The following is a 22609-nucleotide window of genomic DNA, read 5'->3' as shown; positions in this document are numbered from 1 at the left end:
GCGGCCGCTAACCCCGGTCCCACGGCATCGTTCCGCGCGCGGGCGGAGCCGGAACCGCCGATCAGCCGCCGATCAGCCGCCGAACACGTCGCGCCAGGCCGGCGGAAGCCCCGTGCCGGCCAGGGGCGGCGACGGCGCGTGGCCGGGCAGGCTCGTCGCGGAGAACACGCCGCGCGCGACCGCGCGGGCCAGGACCCGCGCGGCGACGTCGCCGAGGCGGGCGAGGTCCACCACCGGATCGGCGAGGGGCACGGCGCCGGTCGCCGCGGCGAAGACCAGATCGCCGTCGAGGGGCGTGTGCGCCGGCACGAGGGCGCGGGCGAGGCCGTCCTGCGCCGCCACGGCGAGGCGCCGGCACTGCGCCTTGGTCAGCGCCGCGTCGGTCGCCACCACGGCCAGCGTCGTGGCGGCGCCCGGCAGCGCCCGGGCCGGGAAGGCGAGGGCCTCCGGCGGCACCCGGACCGGCACGCCCAGGCCGCCGAACTCGTCGTCCACCTCGAAGGGCGCGGCCCAGAAATGCGGCCCGCCGCCGATCGTCGCGTTGCCGAAGGCGTTCACGGCCGCGAGGGCCCCGACCCGGAAGCCCGTGCCCGGCACGGCCGCCGAGGCGGATCCGATCCCGCCCTTGAGCCGGCCGGTGCGCGCGCCGGTCCCGGCGCCCACGGAGCCCAGGTCGAACGCCTCGGCCGCGGCGGCGGCGGCCTGGAAGCCCAGCTCGCGATAGGGCGGATAGCGGCCCCACGCCTTGTCGCCGCCGTTGGGGAGATCGAACAGGACCGCACCCGGGACGATCGGCACCCGCATGATGCCGACCGGGAAGCCGCGCCCGGCCTCGGCGAGCCACGCCGCCACGCCGGCCCCCGCATCGAGGCCGAAGGCCGAGCCCCCGGAGAGGACGAAGGCGTCGACCCGCTCCACGGTGCGCTCGGGATCGAGCAGGTCGGTCTCGCGGGTGCCCGGCCCGCCGCCGCGCACGTCGACCGCGGCGATGGCCGGCTCATCGAACACGATCGCGGTGACGCCGCTGGCGAGCCGCAGGTCGGTGGCGTGGCCGACCCGCAGGCCGGGAATGTCGGTGATGCGATTCTGCGGCATGGAGCGAGCTTGCCACGGCGGGCCATCGGCGCAAATCCGGCCGGGGCCGTTGACCGTCGTCCGGGGTTACCCAGGTTGGCAGACGGCAGAGCGCGTCGAGGAGCACGGCATGGACGTCGGATTCATCGGAATGGGGCGGATGGGTCGCGCCATGGCGGCCAATCTCGCGCGGGCCGGCCACACGGTCCGCGCCTGGAACCGCTCGCCGGAGGCCGCGCGCGGCCTCGACGGCGTCACCCCGGTGGCGAGCGCCGCCGAGGCCTTCGCCGGGGACGCCGTCGTCACCATGCTGGCCGACGACGCGGCCCTCGAGGCCGTGATCGTGGCCGGCGGCCTCCTCGACCAGCCGGAGCGGCCCGGCCTGCATATCGGGATGAGCACGGTCTCGGTGGCCCTGGCGAGGCAGCTCGCCGCCGTGCACGCGCGGGCGGGCGTCCCCTACATCTCGGCGCCGGTCTTCGGGCGGCCGGACGTGGCGGAGGCCGGCAAGCTCAACATCGTGGCGGCGGGGGAGGCGGCCCAGATCGACCGCGCGGCCCCGCTCCTCGACGCCATGGGCGCCAGGACCTGGCGCTTCGGCGACGACCCGACGCGGGCGAACGCCGTCAAGCTCGCCGGCAACTTCATGCTGATCTCGGCCATCGAGGCCATGGCCGAGGCCTGCGCCCTCACCGAGGGCCACGGGGTCCCGGGCGCCGACTTCCTCGACCTGATGACCAACACGCTGTTCGCCTCGCCGGTCTACAAGGGCTACGGCGCCTCGATCGCGCAGAACCGCTACGAGCCGCCGGGCTTCATCCTCAAGCTCGGGGCCAAGGACGTGCGGCTCGCCCTCCAGGCGGCCGAGGGCGCCGGGGTGCCGATGCCCTTCGCGAGCGTGCTGCGGGACGGTCTCATCGAGGCGATCAGCCACGGCGACGGCGAGAAGGACCTCGCGGCGCTCGCCCGCGTCTCCGCCCGGCGCGCAGGGCAGGGTTGAAATCGGCGGCAGTGGCTCGCCATTTTGGCGAGCCTTAACCCGCCATTTCGACCTTGCGAAAGAGTGTCCGCGCCAGCAATAGACACGGATACCAATAGATGCGCACACATTCCTATTCGCCGCGCAGGCTGACTCTGTCTACGAAAGTCATCCTGCTGGCGATGCTCGCCGTGACACTCACCGCCGGCGCCATCTGGATTACGGTCTCGCGGCAGACCTGGTCGCAGATGGAGGCGGGTCAGCGCACCGACGGCGAGCGCAACCTGAGAACTCTGGCGCTCGTCCTGGCGGCGCGGGTCGAGGGCGCGGCGGCGGACCTCGACGGGGCGCGCGTCGCCAGGGTGTCGACGCCGAGCCTGTCGGGCTTCGCCGATACCCGCGTCGTGGACGACGCCGTCGCCTATTCGGGCGGCCTGGCGACGGTGTTCAGCTACGAGCCCGCCTCCGACAGCTTCGTGCGGCGCCAGACCACGGTGCGCCGGGAGGACGGGACCCGCGCGGTCGGCACGGCGCTCGCCGCCGACAGCCCGGCCCAGGCCGCGATCCGCGCCGGGCGGACCTACGAGGGGCCGGCCGCCCTGTTCGGGCGGCGCTACCACACGGTGTACCACCCGACGGTCGACGCCGCCGGCAAGGTGAACGGCCTCCTGTTCGTCGGGCTGCCGATCGAGATGTACTTCGACGCCCATGCCCGGACGATGACGAGCCTCAGCGTCGCCGCCCTGGCCATCGCGGTGCTGGCCTGCGCCCTCGTCGGGCTGGCGGCGGCGCGGCTGTTCCGGCCCTTCACGACGATCGCGGCGCGGATCGAGGCCCTCGCGACCGGCGACCTGGATACGGCGATCCCCCACGCGGCGCGCGGCGACGAGATCGGCACGGTGGCGCGCGCCGTCGAGGTGCTGCGCGTCTCCGGGCTGCGCACCCGGGAGCTCGAGAGCCTGCAGAGCGCGGGCGCGGCCGACGAGACGCGGCGGCGGGCCGCGCTCGACCGGGCCATCGAGGCGTTCCGGGGCCAGGTCGTCCGCCTGAAGGACGCGCTGACCGCCAGCACCGGCGCCATGCGCGCCCGGGCCGGCGAGATGGCGGCCAGCTCCGCCGAGGCGGAGGTCGCCGTCGCCGAGACCGAGCGCGGCTCGCACGAGACCTCGGCCAGCGTCCAGACCGTGGCGAGCGCGGCCGAGGAGCTCTCCGCCTCGATCGCCGAGATCGGGAGCCAGCTCGACCAGGCCGAGGCCCTCGTGGCCACGGCCGCCGCGGAGTCGGACGCCATGAACGCCGAGATCGGCGAGCTCGCCGAGGCCGCGGGGCGCATCGGCGCCGTGGTCGGGCTGATCCGCCAGATCGCCGAGCAGACCAACCTGCTGGCGCTCAACGCCACGATCGAGTCCGCCCGGGCCGGCGCGGCCGGCAAGGGCTTCGCCGTGGTGGCCGCCGAGGTGAAGGCGCTGGCGTCGCAGACCGCCAGGGCCACCGAGGAGATCGGCAGCCAGATCGCCGGCGTGCAGGCCTCGACGACGGCGGCCGTGGCGGCCATCGGCCGGATGGGCGAGCGGATGCGGGCGGTCAGCGCCACCACGGGCGGGATCGCGTCGGCGGTCTCGGCCCAGGGCGCGGCCACCGCCGAGATCTCCCGCAACGTCGCCGACACGGCCGGCGCCACCGAGGCGATCGCGGGCGGCCTGACCACGGTCGCCGGCGCCGCCCGGCGCTCGGCCCGGATGGCCGCCACTGTCACCGAGGCGGCTCAGACCGTCGACACGGTCGCGGCCGACCTCGAGGGCGAGATCGAGCGCTTCCTCGGGCAGGTCGCGGCGGCTTGAGTCCTCAGAGCCCTCAGAGCCCGTAGCGGGCGAAGGCCGCGCGCTCCGCGAACGCGGCCATCGCCCCCTCGGCCAGGTCGATCCCGCCCGGCGCGCCGCCACGGCGCAGCAGGCGGGACAGGAACCCGCCCCGGGCCTCGGCGACGAGGCGCAGGTCGACCTTCTCGCCGAAGCGCGCGCGCATCGCGGTGCGCACGTCGCCGAGGGCGTCGACGAGGCCGAGGGGCAGCGCCTGCCGCCCGGTCCAGACCGCGCCGGTGAACAGGTTCTCGGCCCGCGACAGGGTCGGGCGGCGGGCCGTGACGAGGCCGGTGAACAGGTCCTGCACGTCGGCCTGGATGCGCTTCAGGCGCTCCACGTCGGCGGGATCCTCCGGGCGGAACGGGTCGAGCATCGACTTCGCCTCGCCCTGCGTGTGGACCCGGCGCTCGACGCCGAGCTTCTCAAGGAGGCCATGGAAGCCGAACCCGGCCGAGACCACGCCGATGGAGCCGACGATCGAGGTCGGGTCGGCGACGATCTCGTCGGCCGCGCAGGCGATCATGTAGCCGCCGGAGGCCGCGACATCCTCCACGAAGGCGATCACCGGCACGCCCTTCTCCTCGGCCAGCGCCCGGATGCGGCGGTGGATCAGGTGTGACTGCGCCGGCGAGCCGCCGGGCGAGTTGATCACCAGCGCCACCGCCTTCACCCCCGGCATCCCGAAGGCGCGTTCCAGGCTGCCCGCCACGCCCCCGATCGAGAGGCCCGGCCGGAGCGGCGAGACCGCCCCGATCGTGCCCGACAGCCGGACCACCGCGACCCGCGGGCGGCGGTCCCGGAAGCGGCGCGGGAGGAGGGCGCGGAATGTGTCGGGGATCGCGAACGCCATGGGAGTCTTACGCGGCTCATCGGGAAGCCGGGCGGGGGACGGCCCGGAAGCGCCTGTTGCGGAAACTGGGCGCTATCCGGCCCCGCGCAAGGGCGGGGCGCGACGGCGGCGCATCTGCGCAGTCAGAACGGATCGAACCGTTTGCCGACCTTCGCCGTTTCAGGCGACGGCGCGAGCCTCGTGCCGGCCCGGATCCGCTGGACTCGGACGGGCGCTCACACGGGAGAGAAACGATGCGACCCTGGCCGATCCTGGTCCTCCTCGCCGCGCTGCTCGGCGGGCTGGCGGCTGCGCCCGCGCGCGCGGCACCCCTGCCGGTCCCCGCGAGCGCCGAGGCCGCGGCGCCCGCTCCCGCGGTGCAGCAGGCCCACTGGCGCTACCGTCGCCACTGGCACCGGCGTCACCACTGGCACCATCGCCGCCACTACTGGCACCGCCGCCATCACTGGCACCGGCACCACCATTTCCGCCGCCACTGGCACCGCCACCACGTCTGGCACGGCCGCCGGTACGGCCACCGCCACGTCACGTTCTACTGAGCGCAGGCCCCCAGCGTCCCGGCCCGATCCGGCCGGGACGCGCCCCTGCCGGGAACCAGGCCGGCAGCCGCGCGGCGACCTTGCGGCCGGCCTCGGAAAACCTTATTTAACCGTCTGATATCACTGCTCTTCCGAGAGGCCGTTCCGGCGCATCGCGCGCCACCTGGGAACGGCCGTGAGCACCGCCCGTCCGGGCTTCAGAACGGATACCGACTTGGCCGAGAACGATCCGACTGGCGCCGCCCCGCCCGCCAGCGACATCCGCCCCGTCTCCATCACCGACGAGATGCGCCGCTCCTACCTCGATTACGCGATGAGCGTGATCGTGAGCCGGGCGCTTCCCGACGCCCGCGACGGTCTCAAGCCGGTGCACCGGCGCATCCTGTACTCCGCCTTCGAATCCGGGCACCTGCCCGAGCGGAAATACGTCAAGTCGGCGCGCATCGTCGGCGACGTGATCGGTCTCTACCACCCGCACGGCGACCAATCGATCTACGACGCCCTCGTGCGGATGGCGCAGGACTTCTCGATGCGCCTGATGCTCATCGACGGGCAGGGCAATTTCGGCTCGGTGGATGGCGATCCGCCGGCCGCGATGCGCTACACCGAATCGCGGCTGGCCAAGCCCGCCACGGCGCTGCTCACCGACATCGACAAGAACACCGTCGATTTCGGGCCGAACTACGACGAGTCGCGCGAGGAGCCGAGCGTCCTCCCGGCCCGCTTCCCGAACCTTCTGGTCAACGGCGCCGGCGGCATCGCGGTCGGCATGGCGACCAACATCCCGCCGCACAATCTCGGCGAGCTGATCGACGCCTGCGTGGCGCTGATCGACGAGCCGGGCCTGACGATCGAGCAGCTCACCGAGATCGTCCCCGGTCCGGACTTCCCGACCGGCGGGATGATCCTCGGCCGGGCCGGCACCCGGCAGGCCTACGCCACCGGCCGCGGCTCGGTGATCATGCGCGCCAAGTCGCACGTCGAGGAGTTGCGCAAGGAGCGCGAGGCGCTGATCTTCACCGAGATCCCCTATCAGGTGAACAAGGCGACGCTCGTCGAGAAGATCGCCGAGCTGGTGAAGGAGAAGCGCGTCGAGGGCATCTCCGACCTGCGCGACGAGTCCGACCGGACGGGCATGCGCATCGTCGTCGAGATCAAGCGCGACGCCATGGCCGACGTGGTGCTGAACCAGCTCTACCGGTTCACGCCCCTGCAATCCTCCTTCGGCTGCAACATGGTGGCGCTGAACGGCGGCCGCCCCGAGCTGATGAACCTGAAGGACCTGCTCCAGGCCTTCGTGGATTTCCGCGAGGAGGTCGTCTCCCGCCGGACCAAGTTCCTCCTCGGCAAGGCCCGCGAGCGGGCCCACGTCTTGTGCGGCCTCGCCATCGCGGTCGCCAACATCGACGAGGTGATCCGCCTGATCCGGACGTCGCCGGACCCGAACACGGCCCGCGAGGCCCTGATGGCCCGCGACTGGCCGGCCCACGACATCGCGCCGCTGATCGCGCTCGTGGACGACCCGCGCCACCGGGTCGCCGAGGACGGGACCTACCGCCTGTCCGAGACCCAGGCCCGCGCCATCCTCGACCTGCGCCTGCAGCGCCTCACGGCCCTCGGCCGCGACGAGGTCGGCGACGAGCTGAAGACGCTCGCCGACGAGATCGCCGATTACCTCGACATCCTGCGGTCGCGCGCCCGCATCCAGGGGATCGTGAAGGGCGAGCTCGCCGAGGTGCGCGAGCAGTTCGCCACCCCGCGCCGGACCGAGATCGTCGACTTCGACGGCAGCGTCGAGGACGAGGACCTGATCGCCCGCGAGGACATGGTGGTGACCGTGTCGCACGCCGGCTACGTCAAGCGCGTGCCGCTCTCGACCTACCGGGCCCAGCGCCGCGGCGGCAAGGGCCGCTCCGGCATGGCGACCCGCGACGAGGATTTCGTCACCCGCCTGTTCGTGGCCAACACTCACACGCCGGTGCTGTTCTTCTCCAGCCAGGGCCAGGCCTACAAGGAGAAGGTCTGGCGCCTGCCGATGGCCGCCCCGAACGCCCGCGGCAAGGCGCTGGTCAACATCCTGCAATTGCAGGACACCTCCGAGCGCATCACCACGATCATGCCGCTGCCCGAGGACGAGGCGTCCTGGGAGACGCTCGACGTGATGTTCGCGACCGCGCGCGGCAACGTCCGGCGCAACAAGCTGTCGGACTTCACCACGGTGAACCGCAACGGCAAGATCGCCATGAAGCTCGATCCGGGCGACCACATCGTCCACGTCGAGATCTGCCGTCCGGACCAGAACGTGCTGCTGACCACGGCGCTCGGCCAGTGCATCCGCTTCCCCGTCGAGGACGTGCGCGTCTTCAAGGGCCGCGACTCGACCGGCGTGCGCGGCATCCTGCTGGCCAAGGACGACCGGGTCATCTCGATGACGATCCTGAACGCCTTCGACGCCAGTGCCGAGGAGCGCGCCGGCTACCTGAAGATGCGCCGCGCCGTGACCGGCGAGTCCGAGGAGAACGGCGAGGCCGAGGCCGAGGACGGCGCCGAGGCGGCGGCGATCTCGCTCGAGCGCTACCACGAGATGGGCGCGGCCGAGCAGTACGTGCTGACCCTGTCGGAGCGGGGCTTCGGCAAGCGCTCCTCGTCGTTCGAGTACCGGACCTCGGGACGCGGCGGAAAGGGCATCACGGCGATGCGGGTCAATCCCCGCAACGGCAGCCTCGTGGCGTCCTTCCCGGTGGAGGCCTCGGACCAGATCATGCTGGTCACCGACGGCGGCCAGCTGATCCGCGTGCCGGTGGACGACATCCGCATCGTCGGCCGCGCCTCGCAGGGCGTGACGGTGTTCAACACCGCCAAGGACGAGAAGGTCGTCTCGGTGGAGCACATCGAGGGCGAGGACGAGGGCGCCGAGGCCGGCCCGGAGGGCGGCGAGCCTGGCCCGGAGGGCGGCGAAGAGGTGTGAGGCGCCGCCCGGTTCCGTCCGGCGCGAAAATGCTCTAGGTCGGGTCGCGATGACCCGCACCGCCCTCTACGCCGGCTCGTTCGATCCGGTCACGAACGGCCATCTCGACGTGGTCCGCCAAGCCTGCCGGCTGGTGGACCGCCTCGTGATCGCCATCGGCGTCCATCCCGGCAAGGCGCCGCTGTTCTCCGCCGAGGAGCGGGCGGCGCTCCTGACCGAGACCTGCGGGCCGGTGGCCCAGGCCGAGGGCGCGGCGCTGGAGATCGTCACCTTCAACGATCTCGCCGTCTCGGCCGCCCGGCGCTGCGGCGCCGCGATCTTCATCCGCGGCCTGCGCGACGGCACGGATCTCGACTACGAGATGCAGCTCGCCGGCATGAACGGCGCGATGGCGCCCGAGGTGCAGACGGTGTTCCTGCCCGCCTCGACGCAGGCCCGCCCGATCACCGCGACGCTGGTGCGCCAGATCGCCGGCATGGGGGGTGACGTCTCGCCCTTCGTGCCCGCTCCCGTCGCCGCGCGCCTCCGGCAGCGCTTCGCCGCCCATTCCTGAGACCGGCCCGACCCTGGAAGGACTTCGATGAACCGACGCCACGCCCTCCTCGCGCTCGCCCTCACGCTCGGCACCGCCCAGGCCGCCCGGGCCGCCGACGCCAACACGGTCTACCTCCAGACCAAGGACGGGCGGATCACCATCGAGCTGCGGCCCGAGATCGCGCCCAAGCACGTCAAGCAGATCAAGACGCTGGTCTCGCAGGGCTTCTACAACGGCCTCAAGTTCCACCGCGTCATCGACGGCTTCATGGCCCAGACCGGCGACCCGAAGGGCAACGGCACCGGCGGCTCCAGCCTGCCGAACATCCCGGCCGAGTTCACGCAGTCGGCCCAGTTCCGCCGCGGCACCGTGGGCATGGCCCGCTCGCAGGATCCGAACTCGGCGAACTCGCAGTTCTTCATCTGCCTCGGCGACGCGCCGTTCCTGAACGGCCAGTACACGATCGTCGGCAACGTCACGGACGGGCTCGACGTCCTCGACAAGATCAAGAAGGCGGCCCCCGGCGCCCCGGGCGGGGCCGTGCAGGATCCCGACAAGATCGTCAGCATGACGCTCGCCGAGAAGGCCAAGTAGCGGCCGCATGCCGGGCCGGCGCGCCGCCTCGATCCTCCTGCTGAGCCTGATCCCGGCGGCCGCCGCGGCCTATGACGGCGTGCCCTTCTACGGGTACGCCGACGGGCCGGGGGGCGGCTATCCGCTGAGCCTGCCCCAGACCCTGCGCGCCACGGTCCCGGTGCCGGTCGCCCGGATGGCGACCAGGCCCGCCGACACCCTGGCGGAGCTCTACCCGGCGCTCGCCGCCTGCTGGCAGGCGCCGGGCGGCCTCGGCCGCCCGAGCGGCGGCGCCGACGACATCGAGATCACCCTGCGGCTCGCGCTGCGGCGCGACGGCAGCCTGATCGGGCCGCCCCGCGTCACCTACGCGGCGGGGGTCGCGGGCGATCAGCGGACCGCCCTGGTGCGCGGGACACTCGACGCCCTCGCGCGCTGCACGCCGGCCCACATCACGCCGGGCCTGGGCCGGGCGATCGCGGGCCGGCCGGTAGCGCTCCGCTTCGTCTACCGCCCGCCGGCCTGAGCGCCGGCGAAGCCGTCACGGGCGCTGGCCGGATCCGGCGCGCGCCGATACAGTTCCCCCAACCGGAAGGAAAGACTATGGCCGACAACGAGACCATCGTGCTGGAGACCACCAAGGGCCGCGTCGTGATCGCGCTGCGCCCCGACCTCGCCCCGGGCCACGTCGAGCGGATCAAGACGCTCGCCGCCCAGGGCTTCTACGACGGCGTGCCGTTCCACCGGGTGATCGACGGGTTCATGGCCCAGACCGGCGACCCGACCGGCACCGGTTCGGGCGGCTCCGACCTGCCGGATCTGAAGGCCGAGTTCAACGCCGAGCCGCACGTGCGCGGCACCTGCTCCATGGCGCGGACGAACTTCCCGCACTCGGCGAACTCGCAGTTCTTCATCTGCTTCGACGACGCCCGCTTCCTCGACAAGCAGTACACGGTGTGGGGCAAGGTCGTGGAAGGCATGGACGTGGTCGACACGATCAACAAGGGCGAGCCGCCGCGCTCGCCGGACAAGATCGTGAAGGCGACCGTCGCGGAAGCCTGAGACCGAAGCGTTATCTCGCAGGTCCGAGACCGTCCACGTGTGATGGTCTCGGCACCCCCGTCTTTGCGAGTGAAGCGAAGCAATCGAGTAGCGCCGCGTCTTCAGGCGTCGCGCTGCCCTGGGTCACTTCGCTTCGCTCGTGATGACGGCGGCCCCGCGTTACCCGCGGAATAGGGCTTGAGCCGCCACCAGATCCTCCGGCGAATTGATGTTGAGGAACGGGTCTACCGGCTCGACCGGCCAGGTCGCGACCGCGGCCCCGTGGCGCGCGATGAAGGCGCCGACGCGCCGCTCGCCGCGTTCGAGACAGTCCCGAAGTGCATCGCTCAGAGCCGTCGGCCAGAGCGCGATCGTGTAGTGCTGCCGCTCCCCTGAGGCCGCGAGCGCGATGCCGGTTTCCGACGCGACAGCGTAGAGCCGCGCCACCAGATCCCCCGGCAGAAACGGCGCGTCGCCCGAGACGCTGACGATCCGCGGGACACCCCGCGCGTCGGCGTGCTCCAGCCCGGCGAGGATGCCGGCGAGCGGGCCCGGCTGTTCCGGCAGGGGGTCCGGCAGGACCGGACCGGGAAACCCGGAGAACCGCGCCGGGTCGCCGTTGGCGCTGAGCGCCAGACCGGCCCCGCATTGCGGCCCCAGCCGCTCGACCACCCGCTCCAGCAGGGTCCGCCCGCCGAGGCGCAGCAGCGGCTTGTCGCCGCCGCCCATCCGCCGCGCCTGCCCGCCGGCCAGGATCAGGCCCAGGACCGGCAGAGAGACAGCCGGCGGCGCCACGGCCTCACTCGAAGACGATCTTCGGCGCCGTCCGACCGGCCGGCGCGCCGGACAGGTTCGCCCAGAGCTGAGCGGCGATGTCGCGGTAGACCTTGGCGTGCGGCCCCTCCGGGTCGGTCGCCACCACCGGCCGACCGGAATCCGAGGTCTCGCGGATGGTCATGTTCAGCGGCACCTCGCCGAGGAACGGCACGCCGAGGCGCTGCGCCTCGTTCCGCGCGCCGCCATGCCCGAAGATGTGCGAGGCGTGGCCGCAATTCGGGCAGACGAAGGTCGCCATGTTCTCGATCACGCCGAGGATCGGCACCGCGACCTTCTTGAACATGGTCACGCCGCGTCGCGCGTCGATCAGCGCGAGGTCCTGCGGGGTCGAGACGATCACGGCGCCGGAGAGCGGCGTCGCCTGCGCCATGGTGAGCTGCGCGTCGCCGGTGCCGGGCGGCATGTCGACGAGCAGCACGTCGAGTTCGCCCCAGAGCACGTCGCGCAGCATCTGGGTGATCGCCGACTGGACCATCGGGCCGCGCCAGATCATCGCCGTCTCGGGCTCGATCAGGAAGCCGATCGACATGACCTTGAGCCCGTAGCCGACCATCGGCTCCATGGCCTTGTTGTCGACCACGGTCGGCTTGCCCGAGAGCCCGAACAGCTTCGGCACGGACGGACCGTAGATGTCGGCGTCGAGGAGGCCGACCTTCAGCCCCTGCGCCTGGAGCGCCAGGGCGAGGTTGCAGGCGGTGGTCGACTTGCCGACGCCGCCCTTGCCGGAGGCGACGGCCACGATGTGGCGCACGCCCGCGATCTGCGGCCCCTGGTTCGGCGGCGCGCCGGGCCGCGGCGGCGCCACCGGCGGCGGCGTCACGGGGCGGGGGGCGGCGCCGCTCTGGGCCGGGTGGCTCTGGTTCCGCTCGGAGGTAAGGCTCGCGAACACGCCCGAGACGCCCGGCATCTGCAGGACGCGCCCCTCGGCCTGGCGCCGCACCGGCTCGAACCGCTCGGCCTCGCTGGCATCGACCAGGATCGAGAACATCACCCGGTTGTTCGGATCGACCACGACCTGGGAGAGCCGTCCCGAGCCGGGCAGGGTGGTGCCGGCGGCATCGACCGTGATGCCGGCGAGCGCCTTCAGCACGTCGTCGCGGGTGATCGCCAAGATGTCCTCCAGCGGGGCAAGCAGGTATGCCAGTGCATGTAACCGAGCGGGCCGAGAACACCAGACCCCGGGCCCGCAATCGGCTTCGGCGCCGGCGGCCTGCGTCCCCGTGGCCGTCCCGGCCGGGCGGTTCGCCTCAGTGCGGGCGGGCGACGAGGTTGCATGCCTCCATGGGTCCGCGCACCACGGTCCCGTCGCCGCGCCGGTAGACCCCGTGGCGCAGGCGGCGGCAGCCGAGCGGGCCGCGCAGGCGCTTCACGCGCTCGATATGGACGCTGCCGTAGCGCCGGTTCGAGAAGTCGTGGCCGCCGATGCGCACGCCCGGGCCGAAGCGCACCTCGGCGGCGGCCGGCAGCGCGCAGAGGCCGAGCCCGCAGAGCGCCAGCGCCGCCGCGCGGCCGATCCCCCGAACACGTCGCATCCGAACCTCCTCGCCGCACGGGCAAGCTGAACCAACGGGAGATTGATCCGTTGTCGGGGCAGCCTTCGGCCGGGGCCCCCTCCGGGGACCCCGCCGGGACCGAAACGACGTGTAGGAGACCATTTTCATGCATCAGGGCAACCACCGCGACCACGAGGGCGCGAAGAAGCTGTTCGAGCTCATCAAGGACGTGAAGATCGCCATGATGACCACCGTCGATTCCGACGGCACGCTCAACAGCCGCCCGATGTGGAACAACGACGCCGACGAGAACGGCGACCTGTGGTTCTTCACCAAGCTGCACTCGCCGAAGACGGCCGAGATCAGCAAGGACAACCAGATCAACCTGGCCTATTCCGACCCGTCGAGCCAGAACTACGTCTCGGTGGCCGGCAAGGCCGAGATCGTCCGCGACCAGTCGATCATCGACGCGAAGTGGAATGAGAGCTTGAAGACCTGGTTCCCCAACGGCAAGGACGATCCGGAGGTCGCGCTGATCCGCGTCCACCCGGAGAAGGGCGAGTACTGGGACAGCCCCAACAGCACGATGCTGCACCTCTACGGCTACGTGAAGGCCTCGCTCACCGGCGAGAGCCCGAAGACCGAGACCAAGAAGGTCGATCTCGCCTGAGCGTCCGAGGCTGACGCACAGACATGCCGGATGCCTCATCCGGTGCATGGTGCCGGGTCACGGAGTGCATGCTCCTGACCCGACGCCCTTCGATGTCATTCCCGCCATTCGGGGACTGCGGAGCAGGGCCCGGAAGCCAGTAACCGCGCGGCGTGGTCGGCTGGGCGCTGTCGGCGGCTCTGGATTGCCCGCCTCCGGCGCCCCGGAATAACGGCCGAGACGCGGTGCAACCAGGGCCGTAATAGCTTAGCCCCGTAAACCGTTTTCCAGGTCCGGGCAGCGCCGCCCGTCTCCTTGACGGGGCCGCGCTCGGCATGCGCTCTGCGCGGGAGAAGCGCACGGTCGAGTCCCGAGAGCATGCTGGATCTAGCGAAGCGAGTCTACGACCACAGCTTCCGCATCGACCCGATCGTGCGGTCGCTGCTCGACACTGATTTCTACAAGCTCCTGATGGCGCAGACGATCCTGCGCCGGCATCCCGACATCCGGACCACCTTCGGCATCACCAACCGCACGCGGCGCATCCGCATCGCCGACGAGGTCGATGCCGGGCTGCTGCGGGAGCAGCTCGACCACGCCCGGACCCTGCGCCTCAGCAAAGGCGAGATCACTTGGCTGCGCGGCAACGTCTTCCGCGGCCAGGGGCGCATCCTCGGCCCGGAATTCGTGAGCTGGTTCGAGGGCTTCCAGCTCCCCGAATACGAGCTCGCCGTCCATGACGGCCAGTACGAGCTGACCTTCCACGGCCCCTGGGTCGAGACCACGATGTGGGAGGTCCCGGCGCTCGCGATCCTCAACGAGCTGCGGGCGCGGGCCGTGCTGCGGGGCCTCGGCAAGCTCGACCTGCAGGTGCTCTACGCCCGCGCCATGACCCGGGTCTGGGAGAAGATCGAGCGGCTGCAGAGGCTGCCGGACCTGTCGGTGGCGGATTTCGGCACGCGCCGGCGCCACGGCTTCCTGTGGCAGGACTGGTGCGTGCAGGCGATGGCGGAGGGCCTCGGCGGCGCGTTCCTCGGCACCTCCAACTGCCTGATCGCGGCCCGGCAGGAGGTCGAGCCGGTCGGCACCAACGCCCACGAGCTGCCGATGGTCTACGCGGCGCTCGCCGAGGACGACGCGGCGCTCGCCGCCGCGCCCTACGCGGTGCTGGCCGACTGGCAGGAGGATTACGGCGGCAACCTGCTGGTGATCCTGCCTGACACCTACGGGACCACCGGGTTCCTGGCGAACGCCCCGGACTGGGTCAGCGACTGGACCGGCATCCGCATCGACTCGAAGGACCCGATCGAGGGCGGCGAGGAGACGATCCGCTTCTGGCAGGATCGCGGGCACGACCCGAGGGACAAGCTCGCGATCTTCTCCGACGGGCTCGACATCGACGAGATCGAGCGCATCCACGCCCGGTTCCACGGCCGCATGCGCATCGGCTACGGCTGGGGCACGCTGCTCACCAACGATTTCCGCGGGCTCCTGCCGGAGGGCAAGCTCGACCCGGTCTCGATCGTCTGCAAGGTCACCGAGGCCGACGGCCGGCCGACCGTGAAGCTCTCCGACAATCCCACCAAGGCACAGGGGCCGGCCGACGAGGTCGCCCGCTACCGGCGGGTGTTCGGTGTGGGCGAGCAGGAGGCGCTGCCGGTGGTGGTGTGACGGAGGGGTCTCGCCATTACCGGCAGCGCCGTCTTTGCGAGCGGAGCGAAGCAACCCAGTCGGCGCCAGCTTCATCGAGTTCGCGCCGCCCTGGGTCACTTCGCTCCGCTCGTGATGACAGCGATGCCGCGTCCACCGAAGCTCTCGCGCGGAAAGGGTGTCAGACCCGGCCGTGTGAAACACGGATGCCGCCGACCCAGGGATGAATTCATTATCATGTCCGGCAATCGGAGCCGCCCCGGGCGGCCCTGTCCGGGAGAACGCCATGTCGATGAATCGCCGCTCGCTCATCGGGGCCGCGGGCCTCGCCCTGACGGCGCCCGCCCTTCAGGGGGCGCAGGCGGCCGAGGCCGCGAAGCCGGCCGCGAAGGCACCGCCGCCTCACGTGACGAAGATCCTCGCGCAGTGGATCCTGGGATCGTCCTACGACACTCTGCCGGAGGCCGTCCGCCGCGAGGGCGTGCGCAGCTTCCTCAACTGGGTCGGGGTGGCGATCGGCGGCTCGCACCACGAGACCGTGGACGTGGCGGTCTCGGCGCTGCAGCCCTTCTCCGGGCCGCCGCAGGCCGGGCTGTTCGGCCGGACCGAGCGGTTCGACATCATGAACGCCGCCTTCCTCAACGGCGTGTCGAGCCACATCTTCGACTTCGACGACACCCACCTGAAGACGATCATCCACCCGGCCGGCCCGGTCGCCTCGGCGATCCTGGCCTACGCGGCGATGAAGCCGGTCTCCGGCAAGGACTTCCTCGACGCGCTGGTGGTCGGGATCGAGGCCGAGTGCCGGATCGGCAACGCGGTCTACCCGAACCACTACGACGCCGGCTGGCACATCACCGGCACCTGCGGGCCGTTCGGCGCCGCCGCGGCGGCCGGCAAGCTGATGGGGCTCACCGAGCAGCAGATGGTCTACGCCCTCGGCCTCGCCGCCTCGCAGCCGGTGGGCCTGCGCGAGTCGTTCGGCTCGATGAACAAGAGCTTCAACCCGGGCCGGGCCGCGTCCAACGGCCTGTTCGCGGCGATCCTGGCGGCGAAGGGCTTCACCTCGTCGGACGGGATGATCGAGGCCAAGCGCGGCTGGGCCAACACGATCTCCACCAAGCAGGACTGGTCCGAGATCACCGACGGCCTCGGCACCCGCTACGAGGCGCAGCTCAACACCTACAAGCCCTTCGCCTGCGGCATCGTCATGCACCCGACGATCGACGCGGCGGTCCAGATCCGCGACGCGGACCACGTCAAGCCGGAGGACATCCAGCGCGTCGACCTGAAGGTCCACCCGCTGGTCCTGGAGCTGACCGGCAAGACCGCGCCGAAGACCGGCCTGGAGGGCAAGTTCAGCATCTACCACGCGGCCGCGGTCGCCTTCGTGGAGGGCGCGGGCGGCGAGAAGCAGTTCAGCGACCGGGCGGTGAACGATCCGCGGGTGGTGGCTCTGCGCCAGAAGGTGGTCCCGGTGATCACTCCCGGCGTCGACCCCGCGCAGGTCGACATGACCGTGACGCTGAACGACGGGCGGACCTTCCACCGGCATATCGAGCACGCCATCGGCAGCGTCGAGAAGCCGATGTCGGACGCGCAGCTGGAGGCGAAGTTCACCGACCTCGCCGCCGGGATCCTGCCGGACGCGCAGGCCAGGAAGGTGATGAAGCTGTGCTGGTCGCTGCCCGAGCTGAAGGATGCGGGCGACGTGGCGCGGGCCGGCGTCGCGGGGGCCTAACCTAGACGCGAAACCCGCGGGATCGTTTTCGCGTCCTGTGCCGTTCCCCGTCCGCGAGGCTTCCGCGGCTCCCGGCGGCCGCCCGCGCGTGGCGTTCGGGACGTGGATCACGGTATGGGCACGAGAACCCCGGTCGGGGTCGAACCGGCAGCGCGGCCCGGGACGCCCCTGATCCCGCCGCGACCGACCCGCGTCGCCGCGGCCGAGACGCCGCGGGCCGCCATGGCGTCGCCGGTCGTGGTCGGCGCCACCATCATCGCGGCGCTGTATTTCGGCCGCGAGATCTTCATCCCGATCGCGATCGCGCTGCTGCTGTCGTTCGTGCTGACGCCGCTGGTGAACCGCTTGCGGCGGCTGCGGCTGCCGCGGCTCGTGGCGGTGGGCGTCAGCGTGCTCCTGACCCTGGGCATCGTGGCCGCGCTGGCGACTCTGATCGGCATCCAGGCGGCCGATCTCGCGGGGGACGTCCCGCGGTACCGGGCGACCATCGAGCGCAAGATCAACGGCCTGCGCGACTCGCCCGTGGGCCACGTCACGGAGTACGTCGCCAATATCGGGCGGGCGCTCCACGGCGGCGCCAAGGAGGCCGGAAGCCCGGAGGCGCAGCCGGCCGCGCCGTCCCCGTCGCCGTCGCCGTCGCCGTCGCCAAGTGCCGAGCAGGCCCCGGCCGCGCCTAAGCCCGTCCTGGTCGAGGTCGCCACGAGCCCGCCGGGCTCCCTGGAGATGCTCTCGACCGTGCTCACGCCGGTGATGCATCCCCTGGCCACGGTCGGCATCGTCTTCGTGGTGCTGCTGTTCGTGCTGATGCAGCGCGAGGACCTGCGCGACCGCATGATCCGGCTGGCCGGATCGAGCGACCTGCACCGGACCACCGTGGCCATCGACGACGCGGCCAAGCGCCTGAGCCGCTACTTCGTGGTGCAGCTGGCCCTCAACGCCGCCTTCGGCGTGGTCATCGGCATCGGCCTCTACGTCATCGGCGTGCCGAACCCGGTGCTCTGGGCGATCTTCGCGGCCCTGATGCGCTTCGTGCCGTATCTCGGGGCGGTCCTGTCGGCGATCCTGCCGATGGCGCTCGCCGCCGCGGTCGATCCCAGCTGGAACATGATGATCGCCGTGGCGATCCTGTTCGTCGTCCTGGAGCCGCTGACCGGTCAGGTCTTCGAACCGATCTTCTACGGGCAGTCCACCGGGCTCTCACCCTTCGCGGTCCTGGTCTCCGCCCTGTTCTGGACGTGGCTGTGGGGGCCGGTCGGCCTGCTGCTCTCGACGCCGCTGACCGTCTGCCTCGTGGTGCTCGGCCGCTACGTCGAGCACCTGGAGTTCCTGGACGTGCTGTTCGGCGACCGGCCGGCGCTGACGCCGGTCCAGAATTTCTACCAGCGCATCCTGGCGGGCGATTCCGAAGAGGTGCTGGGCCATGCCGAGCTGATCCTGCAGCAATGCTCGCTCTCGTCCTACTACGACGACGTCGTGCTCAAGGCGCTGGAACTCGCTGCCCGCGACGCGGCCCGCGGGGTGCTGACCGCGCAGCAGAAGGGCGCGATGCGGTCCGCGCTCACCGAGCTGATCGCCGACCTCTCCGACCGGAGCGACGCCGTCACGGGGGCGACGGGCGACGGCGAGGAGAGCGCCTGCAGCCCGCTCCCGATGGGTCCGGCCCCGGAGGCGCTGCCCGCTGCCTGGACGCGCGAGGGCGCGGTGCTGTGCGTGGCCGGGCGCGGCTTCCTGGACGAGGCCGCGGCCGCGATCCTCGCGCAGATCCTGGAGAAACGCGGCCTCGGCGTCCGCACGGTCCCCTTCGCCGAGACGGCCTCCGTGCGGATCGGCCGGTTCGCGGCCGGGCCGGCGCGCATCGCCTGCGTGGTCTCCCTGGCGCTCGACGGCGAGCCGACGCACCTGCGCCGCCTGATCCGCCGGCTGCGGGACCGGGTCCCCGGCGTGCCGGTCCTGCTCGGCCTGTGGCTCGCCCAGGATGACGGGGCGAACCGTCTCGCCGGCGGGCCGGGGGGCGCCGCCGAGGCCGACGCGCAGGTGGGATCGCTGCGCGAGGCCGTCGAGGCTATCCTGGCGGCCGCGCAGGAGGACGCGACCGGCGCGGCGGCGGACGGCGGATCGGACGGCGCGGCGGAGAGCGCCCCGGACGCCCGCGGCGAGGCGGAGCGTCTGCCCGCGCCGGCCGGGGCGTGAGCCGAGGATGCGCGGGGGCGGGGGCTTGACGGGCAGGGGCGCGCCCCGGTTTCGTCGGGACGGGCCGGTTGGCCGGGCGGCCTTCGGGCGAAACAGGGGACGGAACGGATGAGCGTCGTCGAACTCGGCCGGTTCATGGACGACCTCGCGGACGCGTCCGGGAAGGCGATCCTGCCGTTCTTCCGCGCCCAGTTCGGCCTGGACGACAAGGCACGCGGCGGGGCGCCCTTCGATCCGGTCACCGAGGCCGACCGGGCCGCCGAGGTCGTCCTCCGGGCGATGATCGGCCAGACCTTCCCGGGTCACGGCATCCTCGGCGAGGAGTTCGGCGCGGAGCGCACCGACGCCGAGTGCGTCTGGGTCCTCGATCCGATCGACGGCACCCGCGCCTTCATCGGCGGCCTGCCGACCTGGGGCACCCTGATCGGGCTGACCCGCAACGGCGTGCCGGTGCGGGGGATGATGCATCAGCCCTACCTCGCGGAGCGGTTCACCGGGGACGGGCGCAGCGCCAAGCTCCGCGCGCCGGCGGGCGAGCGGACCCTGCGCACCCGCCGCTGCGGCGACCTCGCCCAGGCGATCCTGGCCACCACGGACCCCCGGCTGTTCGCGGCCGGAGACGAGGCCGCGCGCTTCCGCGCGCTGGAAGGCCAGGTGCGGATGTCCCGCTACGGCGCGGATTGCTACGCCTACTGCATGCTGGCGGCCGGCCAGATCGACCTCGTGGTCGAGGCCGGGCTGAAGCCCTACGACATCGTCGCGCTGATCCCGATCGTCGAGGGCGCTGGGGGGCGGGTCACGGCCTGGGACGGCGGCCCCGCCGCCGGTGGCGGCCGCGTGATCGCGGCCGGCGACCCGCGGCTGCACGAGGCCGCGCTCAAGGTTCTGAACCCGTGACGCGCGGCCGAGCCAGGGCCGTCCGCCGGCTCGCCCGCCGCCGCGAAGGCCCGCCCGCGTGCTGCTGAACGCGCTGATCCTGGTCACGACCCTGGTGCCGCACGCCGAGGCCGGCGCGGACGCCCTCGCGCGGGCGCTGCCGCCCCGCGCGGCGGCCGCCGCGCCGGCGGACAGCCAGCCCCCGCGCTTCGATCCCGCGACCCGCTCCGTGTCCAACTGGCACGCTCAGACCGGCGCGCAGCTGACGCCGCGGGCGCTGGCGGTCACGGCCTCGCTGGCCGACGACCCGCCCTACGTCGCCCGCTGCGTGCGGCTCAACAACGGCTGGTGCATCAAGTCCGCCCGCTGGCCCGGCGAGATCGGCGCCGACGGGGAGGGCCACACCGCCTTCGCCACCCTCGACGACGGCGCCGACGCCGCCGCGAGCCTGCTGCGGCGCTACTACCGCGACTACGGCCGCCGCACGGCGCTGGCCATCGTGCGCCGCTGGGCGCCGGCCGAGTGCCGCGTCGGTGCCGCGCCCGCGCGGCCGGGCCGGGCGGTGGCGACGCCGGCCGTCTCGGCGGCCCTCGCGCCCCGGGGACTCGGGCGGACCCTGAGGGCCCGCTACCTCGCCGCGCACCGCCCCGGCGGCGCCCCGCGGGGCCGGGCGGGCCTGCGGGTGCAGCCCTGGTCGCCGCTCGCCCGGATGGCCGGCCGCCCGACGCGGCGCCCCGTCGCCATCCCGCGGGTGGCGATGCTCCAGCCGGTTCCCGACATCGCCGCGGGCATCTCCGCCTCCACCGGCCGCCCGGCCGGGACCGTCGCCGACCCGTCGGCGCTCCTCGACCGGAAGCCAAGCCGCGTCCCGAGCGCCGACCGGATGGTCGCCGAATCCGCGCTGCTGCCGGCGATCGCGGCCGGCCTGCCGGTCCTCGACCTGCGCCTGCCGGCCCCGCTCTGCACCGGCGACGAGGTCCGGATCCAGGCCTACGCCAACCGGATCAGCGGCAGCGTCGGCCTGAAGCCCGGCGACGACCTCGACCTGTTCGGGCCGGACGGCGCGCCGCGCGCCAATCTGGCGCCCGTCATGCTGGCGATGTCGGCGGTGGAGCTCGGCACGCTGCGCGCCGGCCCCGACCTCGTCGCCGGGGCGATCGCCCGGCTGAGGCCGCTCACGCCGGCCGCCAACACGGCGCCGCCCTAGGGGCGGCTTCCCGGGCGGCAAGCCTTGCGGTTCGGCCCCGGCCGCGCCACCTCTGCCCGGCCCGTTCCCCTCACCACGAGCCCGCCCGTGCCCCTGATCGACCTTGCCGCGCGTGCCGGCTCGGCCGTCAAAGCCTTCGCCGAAGCCTCGCACGACCTGCTGGTCCAGCCGACCCTGCGGCTGGGCGTGACCGGGCTCGCGCGCTCGGGCAAGACCGTGTTCACCACGGCGCTCATCCACCACCTCGTGGAGACCCACGCGCTGCCGGCCTTCGCGCCCGCCCAGGAGGGCCGCCTCCGCCGGGCCAAGCTGGTGCCCCAGCCCGACGACGACGTGCCGCGCTTCCCCTTCGAGGAGCATTTCGCGACGCTCACCGAGGCGCGGCGCTGGCCGCGCTCCACCGACCGGATCAGCCAGTTCCGCCTGGAGATCGCGTACGAGCGCGCCGCCGGCTGGCGCTCCGGACCCGCGACCCTGATGCTCGACGTGGTCGACTACCCGGGCGAGTGGCTCCTCGACCTCGCCCTGATCGAGACCAGCTACACGGCGTGGTCCCGGGCCACGATCGGCGGCACGCGCCGGCCCGGCCGCGCCGCCGTGGCGGCGCCGTGGCTGGAGGCGCTGAAGGGCTTCGACCCGAACGGCCCCCTCGACGAGGTCGCGGCCGAGCGGGCGAGCGACGCCTTCAAGACCTACCTCGCGGGCCTGCGCGCCGGCCCGGAAGCCGTGGCGACGACGCCGCCGGGCCGGTTCCTGATGCCGGGCGACCTCGCGGGCTCGCCGGCGCTGACCTTCGCGCCCCTCGACCGGCTCACCGAGACGGTCGCCCCCGACAGCCTCGCCGGGCTGATGGAGCGGCGCTTCGAGGCCTACAAGGCCAAGGTCGTGACGCCGTTCTTCCGCGACCATTTCCAACGGGTCGACCGGCAGATCGTGCTGGTGGACGTCCTGTCGGCGGTCGATGCCGGCCCGACCGCCCTGGCGGAGCTGGAGGAGGCGCTGGACGCGGTGCTGCTCAGCCTCAACATCGGCCGCAACACGGTGCTGTCGCGGCTGTTCGCGCCCCGGGCCGACCGGGTCCTGTTCGCCGCCACCAAGGCCGACCACCTCCACCAGACGAGCCACGACCGGCTCGACGCGCTGCTGCGGCTGCTCGTGTCGCGGGCCATGCGGCGGACCGAGGCCGCGGGCGCCCGGGTGGGCACCGTGGCGCTGGCCTCCGTGCGCGCCACCCGCGAGACCACCGTCCACGACGGGTCGGAGACGCTGCGGGCGGTGGCCGGCACCCCGGAGCCCGGCGAGGTGGTGGGCGACGAGGTCTTCGACGGCGCCAGCGAGGCCGCGATCTTCCCGGGCGAGCTGCCGGCCCGCGCCGAGGCGGTGCTGGAGGGCGCGGTCGAGCCGGGCTCGCTGCGCTTCCCGCGCTTCCGGCCGCCGCTGGTGCGGCCCGACGGGCTCGGCCGCGCCGGGCACCTGCCGCAGATCCGGCTCGACCGGGCGATGCAGTTCCTGATCGGCGACCGGCTGGCGTGACGATGTGTGCGA

At 72.8% G+C, this 22609-nt stretch carries 20 protein-coding genes; 15 read left to right on the top strand and 5 right to left on the bottom strand.

What is annotated here, in order from left to right; all coding sequences use genetic code 11:
- Positions 1-72 precede the first annotated feature (72 nt).
- Complete coding sequence (locus LOK46_RS11660) at positions 73-1095, bottom strand: P1 family peptidase (RefSeq protein WP_273563921.1); 1023 nt, start codon at positions 1093-1095, stop codon at positions 73-75.
- 109 nt (positions 1096-1204) lie between these two features.
- On the opposite strand from LOK46_RS11660, the gene LOK46_RS11655 reads away from it, so the two are divergent.
- Together LOK46_RS11655 and LOK46_RS11650 are read left to right on the top strand one after the other, a co-directional pair.
- Entirely contained in the window at positions 1205-2074 is an 870-nt protein-coding gene (locus LOK46_RS11655; protein WP_273563920.1) for an NAD(P)-dependent oxidoreductase, read from the top strand.
- Between the two features lie 161 nt (positions 2075-2235).
- Entirely contained in the window at positions 2236-3894 is a 1659-nt protein-coding gene (locus tag LOK46_RS11650) for a methyl-accepting chemotaxis protein (protein WP_273564581.1), read from the top strand.
- A 13-nt stretch (positions 3895-3907) separates the two neighbouring features.
- Here LOK46_RS11650 and LOK46_RS11645 read toward each other — a convergent pair whose 3' ends face one another.
- Entirely contained in the window at positions 3908-4765 is an 858-nt protein-coding gene (locus LOK46_RS11645; RefSeq protein WP_273563919.1) for a S49 family peptidase, read from the bottom strand.
- A gap of 233 nt (positions 4766-4998) precedes the next feature.
- Here LOK46_RS11645 and LOK46_RS11640 point away from each other — a divergent pair, with 233 nt between their 5' ends.
- From LOK46_RS11640 to LOK46_RS11615, 6 genes are all read left to right on the top strand, one after another.
- Positions 4999-5304, top strand: a complete 306-nt coding sequence (locus LOK46_RS11640; protein WP_273563918.1) for a hypothetical protein — start codon at positions 4999-5001, stop codon at positions 5302-5304.
- 214 nt (positions 5305-5518) lie between these two features.
- Positions 5519-8272 carry a DNA gyrase subunit A gene (gene gyrA, locus LOK46_RS11635; RefSeq protein WP_273563917.1) on the top strand — a complete coding sequence of 918 codons (2754 nt, stop codon included), beginning with the start codon at positions 5519-5521 and terminating at the stop codon, positions 8270-8272.
- Between the two features lie 49 nt (positions 8273-8321).
- Positions 8322-8825, top strand: coding sequence for a pantetheine-phosphate adenylyltransferase (gene coaD / locus LOK46_RS11630; RefSeq protein WP_273563916.1), 504 nt, complete (start codon positions 8322-8324; stop codon positions 8823-8825).
- Positions 8826-8852: 27 nt separating this feature from the next.
- A complete protein-coding gene (locus tag LOK46_RS11625; protein ID WP_273563915.1) occupies positions 8853-9401 on the top strand; it encodes a peptidylprolyl isomerase in 549 nt (182 codons plus the stop codon).
- Positions 9402-9408: 7 nt separating this feature from the next.
- Complete coding sequence (locus tag LOK46_RS11620) at positions 9409-9906, top strand: hypothetical protein (RefSeq protein WP_273563914.1); 498 nt, start codon at positions 9409-9411, stop codon at positions 9904-9906.
- 77 nt (positions 9907-9983) lie between these two features.
- Positions 9984-10442, top strand: a complete 459-nt coding sequence (locus tag LOK46_RS11615; protein ID WP_091715579.1) for a peptidylprolyl isomerase — start codon at positions 9984-9986, stop codon at positions 10440-10442.
- 159 nt (positions 10443-10601) lie between these two features.
- Here the strand turns inward: LOK46_RS11615 and mobA are convergent, their stop codons facing one another.
- The 3 genes from mobA to LOK46_RS11600 form a co-directional block, all read right to left on the bottom strand.
- Positions 10602-11216, bottom strand: coding sequence for a molybdenum cofactor guanylyltransferase MobA (gene mobA / locus LOK46_RS11610; protein WP_273563913.1), 615 nt, complete (start codon positions 11214-11216; stop codon positions 10602-10604).
- Between the two features lie 4 nt (positions 11217-11220).
- Positions 11221-12369, bottom strand: coding sequence for an iron-sulfur cluster carrier protein ApbC (apbC, locus tag LOK46_RS11605; RefSeq protein ID WP_273563912.1), 1149 nt, complete (start codon positions 12367-12369; stop codon positions 11221-11223).
- Positions 12370-12505: 136 nt separating this feature from the next.
- Positions 12506-12790, bottom strand: a complete 285-nt coding sequence (locus tag LOK46_RS11600) for a hypothetical protein (protein WP_273563911.1) — start codon at positions 12788-12790, stop codon at positions 12506-12508.
- A 127-nt stretch (positions 12791-12917) separates the two neighbouring features.
- Between LOK46_RS11600 and LOK46_RS11595 the strand changes: the two genes are divergently transcribed.
- The 7 genes from LOK46_RS11595 to LOK46_RS11565 all read left to right on the top strand — a co-directional run bounded on the left by LOK46_RS11595 (position 12918) and on the right by LOK46_RS11565 (position 22597).
- Complete coding sequence (locus tag LOK46_RS11595; RefSeq protein ID WP_024830124.1) at positions 12918-13421, top strand: pyridoxamine 5'-phosphate oxidase family protein; 504 nt, start codon at positions 12918-12920, stop codon at positions 13419-13421.
- A 357-nt stretch (positions 13422-13778) separates the two neighbouring features.
- Entirely contained in the window at positions 13779-15071 is a 1293-nt protein-coding gene (gene pncB, locus LOK46_RS11590) for a nicotinate phosphoribosyltransferase (protein ID WP_273563910.1), read from the top strand.
- 265 nt (positions 15072-15336) lie between these two features.
- Positions 15337-16791: an MmgE/PrpD family protein gene (locus LOK46_RS11585; protein ID WP_273563909.1), complete on the top strand. Its 1455-nt coding sequence runs from the start codon at positions 15337-15339 to the stop codon at positions 16789-16791.
- Positions 16792-16905: 114 nt separating this feature from the next.
- Positions 16906-18981 carry an AI-2E family transporter gene (locus LOK46_RS11580; protein ID WP_273563908.1) on the top strand — a complete coding sequence of 692 codons (2076 nt, stop codon included), beginning with the start codon at positions 16906-16908 and terminating at the stop codon, positions 18979-18981.
- Between the two features lie 108 nt (positions 18982-19089).
- Positions 19090-19878 carry a histidinol-phosphatase gene (hisN, locus tag LOK46_RS11575; protein WP_273563907.1) on the top strand — a complete coding sequence of 263 codons (789 nt, stop codon included), beginning with the start codon at positions 19090-19092 and terminating at the stop codon, positions 19876-19878.
- 58 nt (positions 19879-19936) lie between these two features.
- On the top strand, positions 19937-21064 hold the full coding sequence (locus tag LOK46_RS11570) for a hypothetical protein (RefSeq protein WP_273563906.1): 1128 nt from the start codon (positions 19937-19939) through the stop codon (positions 21062-21064).
- Between the two features lie 87 nt (positions 21065-21151).
- A complete protein-coding gene (locus LOK46_RS11565) occupies positions 21152-22597 on the top strand; it encodes a YcjX family protein (RefSeq protein ID WP_273563905.1) in 1446 nt (481 codons plus the stop codon).
- The last annotated feature ends 12 nt before the right edge of the window (positions 22598-22609 follow it).

Origin of the sequence: Methylobacterium sp. NMS14P (genome assembly GCF_028583545.1) — a bacterium.
Lineage (GTDB): Bacteria > Pseudomonadota > Alphaproteobacteria > Rhizobiales > Beijerinckiaceae > Methylobacterium.
Note: the sequence above shows the minus strand (reverse complement) of the source record. Positions and strands in the feature narration are given on the sequence as shown.